The sequence below is a fragment of the Streptomyces sp. NPDC058758 genome (assembly GCF_042746075.1).
In the GTDB taxonomy this organism is placed as follows: Bacteria; Actinomycetota; Actinomycetes; order Streptomycetales; family Streptomycetaceae; genus Streptomyces.
On the sequence record NZ_JBHYPS010000063.1, the window covers coordinates 23,693 to 29,692 of the forward strand.

A 6,000-nucleotide genomic window follows, 5' to 3' on the forward strand; every position below is an offset into this window, starting at 1 on the left:
TGCAGCGTCGCGTGGCGGGAATTGTCGGCCGTCAGCGACAGCGGCAACATACAACGGGTTCCGAGGACTGAAGGAGGTGGAGCGACCATGCCCCTGCATGCCGTCGAAATCCCCGAGTTGTGGATGCCTCATCCACTCAAGGTCAATCCGCACCTGCCGGGGCTCCGCGCCGAGAGCGAGACCTGGGCCCGCGAGATGGGCATGCTGGACTCCGGCGACGGACGTCCCGACCACCACCCGATCTGGACCCAGACGCAGTTCCGGGCCATGACGGTCGACCTGCTCACCGCCTGGACCCTGCCCGACGCCTCGCCCGCGGCCCTCCGGCTCAACCACCGCTTCAACATCTGGGCCCTCGCCTGGGACGACTACTTCGCCCACTCCTTCAAGCGGACCAGCGACCTCCAGGGCGCCCACGACTTCACCGCCCGGCTCCACGCCTTCCTGCGCACGGAGGAGGGCGCCCGCCTGCCCGAGCCGGTCAACGCCGTCGAGCGGGGCATCGCCGACCTCCAGCGCCACCTCTTCCCGCCCCGGCTCGCCCACTGGCGGCAGGAGTTCAGCCGCGCGCTGGCCCGCTACGTCGACGCGGGCGTCGAGGAGCTGGCCAACAGCCGCACCGGCCGCGTCCCCCACCTCATCGACTACGCCCCCTTCCGGCGCGAGAGCTTCGCCGCGCACACCGCCCCCTACTCCGTCGAACTCGCCACGGGCGCCCGAATACCGGAGCGGATCCGGGACCACCGCACCGTCCGCGCGCTCACCGCCGCCTTCATGGACGTCATGGGCCTGGCGAACGACATCGCCTCCTACGAGCGGGAGGTCCACGAGGAACACGACGTGAACAACCTCGTCGTCGTCCTCGGGACCTCCCTGGGCATCCCCCTGCGCGAGGCCGTCCCGGCCTCCGTCCACCTCGTCAACTCCCGCATGCGGGACTTCGAACAGCTCCGCGAGGAGGACGTCCCCCTGCTGGCCCGCCGCGCCGGACTGGACCCCGAGGAGCGGACCGAGCTGGACACCTGGCTGGGCGGCGCGTGCAGCTTCCTCTCCGGCCTCCACGCCTGGTACACCGGCGCGCCCCGCTACGTCCCCGCCGACCCGGCCTTCCCGGAACAGCGCGGGCCCGCCCCGGCTCCCCCCGAGCAGTGGTACGGAAGGGGTGCCGGCCGGCACGCGGCGACACCCCCCTCCGTCGTCGGGCTCGGTCGGGACGCCGAGCCATGACGGCCCTACCGGAGCCGCAGCAGCCGCTGCAGCCGCTCCCACCATGACGGCCGCGCCCCCGGCCGGCCGGCCGGCCGGGAGGCGACGGCGGGAGCCGCCTCCGGCGGCGCCGGGGTCCCGGCCGCGTGCGGCGGCGGGGCGGCCGGCAGCGGAGCCTCGTACTGGTGGCCCCGCGGCGCCCGCGGGGCGAAGGTGACCGGCAGCGCCGTCAGGTGCCGGGCCCAGGTGGAGGAGCGCCAGCTCAGCTCCTCCTCCGGGATGGACAGGGCGATGTCGGGCAGCCGGGTGAGCAGGATGTCGATGCCGGTGTCGGCGATGATGCGGCCGACGTCCTGACCGGGGCACTCGTGACTGCCGGCGCTGAAGGACAGGTGCGCGCGGTTGTGGTGCACCGGTGCCGCCGGATCCGGGCGGACCGCCCGGTCCATGTTCCCGGCCGCCAGGCCCAGCAGCAGCATGTCGCCCGCCATGATCCGCTGCCCGCCGAGCGTGGTGTCGCCGTTGGCGTAGCGGGACGGGCAGACCATCAGCGGAGGCTCGTCCCACAGGACCTGCTCGACGGCCTCCGGCAGCGTCATCTGACCGCCGGCCAGCGAGCCGCGGAACCTCGGGTCGGTGACCACCATCCGCAGCACGTTCGACATCAGGTTGGCGGTGGTCTCGTAGCCGGCGAGCAGCACCAGGCGCAGGTGGTGCACGACCTCCTCGTCGGTGAGCCCCGCCGGGTGGGACAGCAGCGCGGAGGCGATGTCCTGTCCGGGCCTCACGCGCTTCTCCTGGACCAGCCGCTCCAGGCTGTCCACCACGAACGCGTTGCTCGCCAGCGAGGTCGCGGTGGCCTTGAAGAGGTCCCGCGCGGCCTGGACCAGCTTCGGCGCCTCCTCGTCGGACATGCCCAGCAGGTGGATCAGCGTGAGCATCGGCAGGTGCTCGGTGAAGCGGTCGACCAGCTCCGCCTCGCCCGCCTCGCAGAAGGTGTCGATCAGCTCGTGGGCGAAGCGGTTGATGCGGCGCCGGATCCCCCGGTGGTCGAACTGGTCGAGCGAGGCGGTGACGGCGCTGCGCAGCCGCTGGTGCTCCTCGCCGTCCGCGCAGACGCAGTCGGGACGCCAGCCGATCATCGGCATCAGCGGCGAGGTGGCGGGGTCGATCTCCCCGGTGCTCCAGCCGTGCCAGACCCGGGGGTCGCGGGAGAACTGGGTCGCGCGGGTCGCCACGTCGCGGTTCTCGTTGTAGCCGAGGACGAGCCAGGCGCGGACGTCGCCGTCGAGCAGGACGGGCGCCACCGGGCCGTGGACGGCGCGCAGTTCCTCGTACAGGCCCATGGGGTCGGTCTCGGCGGCGGGGCCGTAGAGCCGGGCCGCGCCGCCGGGTCCGGTGGCCGCGTGGGCCGGGCAGCCGGGCGGCGGGACGAGCCCCGGGTCCTGCGCGGCGTGCTCGTGGGCGGGGAGGGTCATGCGGTCTCCTGGGCGGCGAGGGAGCACAGGTAGACCATCAGCGAGAGCAGCGCGTCCCGGCAGGACGCCCGGTCGCGGGCGTCACAGGTGACCAGGGGGACGGAATCGCTGAGGGCCAGGGCCGTGCGCAGTTCGGGCAGTGGGTACTGGGGGGCCTCGGGGAAGGTGTTGACGGCCACCACGAAGGGGACGCGGCGGTCCTCCAGGCGGGTGATGATCTCGAAGCAGACCTCGATCCTGCGGGTGTCGACGAGGACCACGGCGCCGAGCGCGCCCTCGAAGATCCCGTTCCACAGGAACCAGAAGCGCTCCTGTCCCGGGGTTCCGAACAGGTAGAGGATCAGTTCCTCGTTGATGCTGATCCGGCCGAAGTCCATCGCGACGGTCGTGGTGTTCTTGCCGGTGACGCCCGGGTTGTGGTCGATCCCGACACCGGCCTGCGTCATCCGTTCCTCGGTGGTCAGCGGCTGGATCTCGCTCACCGCTCCGACCATCGTGGTCTTGCCCACGCCGAAGCCGCCGACGACGACCACCTTGACGCCCCTGGCGCCGTGCGGCAGCAGCAGGTCGGGTGCGCGCGGCCCCGCCCTGAGCGTGTCAGAGTCTCCGTAGTCCATGGATCACCGCCTCCAAAAGGCCGCGGTCGGGGAAGGCCGCGACGGGCACGGGCGCAATGGCCTCGACGCGTTCGTCGTCGACGAGCTGGGACAGCAGCACGGTGACGACGCTGAACGGAAGGCTGAGGTAGGCCGAGACCTCGGCCACCGACAGCGGGTACTCGCACATGGTGAGGATGGACGCCTGCTCGGGTTGCATCGAGGGTTCGGGCGTGGACCTCGTCGCGATCAGGGTGACCAGGTCGAAGGCCTTGGCCGAGGACCCCTCGCCGCCGGTGATGACGTAGAGCGGTACGGGGTTGCCCTCCTCCCAGGGCTTCGGGTTGTCCGAGGTCACATCGCCTGCCGGACGTCTTCACGCGGCGGACTGGTCATGTGCCGGCCGATCCTGGTCACGAGCGTGCGCATGCGGTCGCCGAGCAGTCCCGCGTCCACCTCCGCGTCGGCCAGGACGGCGAGGTAGGCGCCGGGGCCGGCCGCCATCAGGGAGAAGTAGCCGCCGTCGGCCTCGATGCCGACCATGTGGGTCGAGCCGTTCCCGTGCGGGAACATCTGGGCGATCGCCCGGGCGAGGCTCTGGATGCCGGAACAGGCGGCGGCGATGGCGTCGGCGGTGTCGGGCGCCGTGTTGGCCTGGCCGATGCTGAGACCGTCCGCCGACAGGACGACCACGTGCCGTACGTGGGGGACGCCGCCCACGAGCTCGGTGAGCATCCAGTCGATGTTGGGCAGTGGCTGCATGTTATTCGACCTCATCAGACGGCTGGCTGTGCGGAGTGGAGGATGCGGTGCCCGAGCGCTTGTCGCCGTTGAAGGCCTCCCACATCAGCCCGGGCTGGCGGGCGGGATTGCTGGGGGCGGGCGTCGGCTCGGGGCCGGTGCGGAGGACCGGCGTGGGGACGGGCGAGTCGCGGCGGCGCTTGGGCAGGCCGTTGAGGGTCTGCCCGTCGATGAAGGGCGCCGCGCCCTCGTCGAAGGAGGTGGGGAGGAGGGGGGTGGGCGGCGGTACGGGCGCCGGTGCCGGCGGCGGCACCGAGGGGCCACCGCGCGACGGCAGCGGACGCAGCGGTCCCGCCGCGCGCTTGCGCGCGGGCTCGGGGGTTCTCACGACGGGCTTCTCCACCGTGGTGATCAGGCGGCGGGGTACGAGGATCACGGCCCGTACGCCTCCGTAGGCGGAGGGACGCAGGTCGACGTCGCAGCCGTGCTCGCGGGCCAGCCGGGCCACCACCGGCAGGCCGAGCTGGGTCACCTCGCCCAGGCCGGCGAGGAAGAGCCCGGACGACGAGTCCGTCATGACGCGGTTGATGCGGTGCCGGACCTCCTCGGTGAGGCCGACGCCGCGGTCCTCGATCTCGATCGCGATGCCCGAGGGCACCTCGACGGCGCTCACCTCGACGGGGGAGTGCGGCGGCGAGAACGTCGTGGCGTTGTCGAGGAGTTCGGCGAGCAGGTGGATCAGCGGCTCGGCGCCGGGACCGATGATCGCCGCCTCGGTGACGGACTGGAGCTTCACGCGGGGGTAGTCCACGATCCGCGACATGGCGCCGCGCAGCACGTCGTAGAGGGGGATGGGCTTCGACCACTGGCGTCCGGGGCGGGCGTCGCCGAGGACGGCGATGCTCGCCGCGAGGCGGCCGATGAGCGCGTTGCGGTGGTCGACGTCCTGCAGGCCGCGGGCGAGCACGAGGTCCATGCCGTGGACCATCTGCATCTCCCGGAGGTCCTTGGCGAGCTGGTGCACGATCGCCTGGACGCGGCGGGCGACGGCCACGAGGGCGCGCTGGGAGGAGTCCCGGGTGTTCTCCTCGGCCTCGACGGCCTCCAGAAGGGTCTGGAGGGCGTTCCTCAGCGCCTCGGCGAACTCCGGGTCCAGATGGTCGCCGAAGCGGACGGACCGCACGATCTCCGAGGTGGGGTCGCCCTTCTGGAGCCGGGCGACGGCCGCGGGCAGGAGCTTCTCCGCCATCCACACGGTGCTCGTCCGCTGGTCGGCCAGGCGCGCGAGCAGCGCCGCCTCGCTCTCCGCGTGGGCCTGCCGCGCCGCCCGCAGCGCGCCCGTGTGGCGGGCCTCCTCGGCCGCCCGCGCCAGGCGCACGGTCAGCGCCGCGCTGCCGACCGTGAGGGAGACCGCCGCGAAGCCGTACCAGGCCACCGGTGTCCGTATCTGCGCAGGCGCGAAGAGCAGCCCTATGGCGAAGAGGACGGCGAGCACACCCGGCGGGACGAGCCACACCGGAGCCGCCGTGCCCGGCCTGGCTCTGGAAGTTGAACCTGCGCGAACCATCAACGGTTTCCCTCGGGAGTCTGGAACGGGAAGCGGACTGAAATGGCGCGACGTACCGACGGGAGGAAATGCCCTCGTCTCCTCGCGGCCGTGCTCCGTAGGCGCCCGCTTCCAGCGTTCATGACTCGCTGTGAGCGAGGCGCAACACATCTGCGGAGCATAGTCAGTTCGGGATTGGCGTGTGACCTTGATGGAAGGAAGGGTTCTATCAGTCAATCCAGCCCCATAAGAGAGCAGGAATGCATATCGAAAATGATAGAAAGCGATCAGAGACCGTGCTTTTTACCGGTCATTACGGAACACGCCGAGGGTCCGGACTCCCGTACGGGAGTCCGGCCCCCCCGGGTGTTTCGGGGGGGCGCCCCGCCGGCGCGGGGGGGCGGGGGCGCCCGAAACCCCCGCCAAGCCCACC

Annotated in this window: 6 protein-coding genes; 1 reads left to right on the forward strand and 5 read right to left on the reverse strand. The window is 72.0% G+C overall.

Annotated features, from left to right (window positions below; translation table 11 throughout):
• Positions 1-87: 87 nt before the first annotated feature.
• Positions 88-1,227, forward strand: coding sequence for a hypothetical protein (locus ACFW6A_RS37290; protein ID WP_386646234.1), 1,140 nt, complete (start codon positions 88-90; stop codon positions 1,225-1,227).
• Positions 1,228-1,232: 5 nt separating this feature from the next.
• On the opposite strand, the gene ACFW6A_RS37295 is transcribed toward ACFW6A_RS37290, so the two are convergent.
• Genes ACFW6A_RS37295 through ACFW6A_RS37315 form a run of 5 tightly spaced genes read right to left on the reverse strand, consistent with a single transcriptional unit; the run spans position 1,233 to position 5,537 of the window.
• A complete protein-coding gene (locus ACFW6A_RS37295) occupies positions 1,233-2,684 on the reverse strand; it encodes a cytochrome P450 (protein WP_386646237.1) in 1,452 nt (483 codons plus the stop codon).
• Positions 2,681-3,301: an ATP/GTP-binding protein gene (locus tag ACFW6A_RS37300; RefSeq protein WP_351854496.1), complete on the reverse strand. Its 621-nt coding sequence runs from the start codon at positions 3,299-3,301 to the stop codon at positions 2,681-2,683. The genes ACFW6A_RS37295 and ACFW6A_RS37300 overlap by 4 nt, the downstream gene beginning before the upstream one ends.
• On the reverse strand, positions 3,282-3,638 hold the full coding sequence (locus tag ACFW6A_RS37305) for a DUF742 domain-containing protein (RefSeq protein WP_351854493.1): 357 nt from the start codon (positions 3,636-3,638) through the stop codon (positions 3,282-3,284). Before ACFW6A_RS37305 ends, ACFW6A_RS37300 begins: the two co-directional genes overlap by 20 nt.
• Entirely contained in the window at positions 3,635-4,042 is a 408-nt protein-coding gene (locus tag ACFW6A_RS37310; protein ID WP_043225797.1) for a roadblock/LC7 domain-containing protein, read from the reverse strand. The genes ACFW6A_RS37305 and ACFW6A_RS37310 overlap by 4 nt, the downstream gene beginning before the upstream one ends.
• A gap of 1 nt (position 4,043) precedes the next feature.
• Positions 4,044-5,537: a sensor histidine kinase gene (locus ACFW6A_RS37315; protein WP_351854490.1), complete on the reverse strand. Its 1,494-nt coding sequence runs from the start codon at positions 5,535-5,537 to the stop codon at positions 4,044-4,046.
• Between the last annotated feature and the right edge of the window lie 463 nt (positions 5,538-6,000).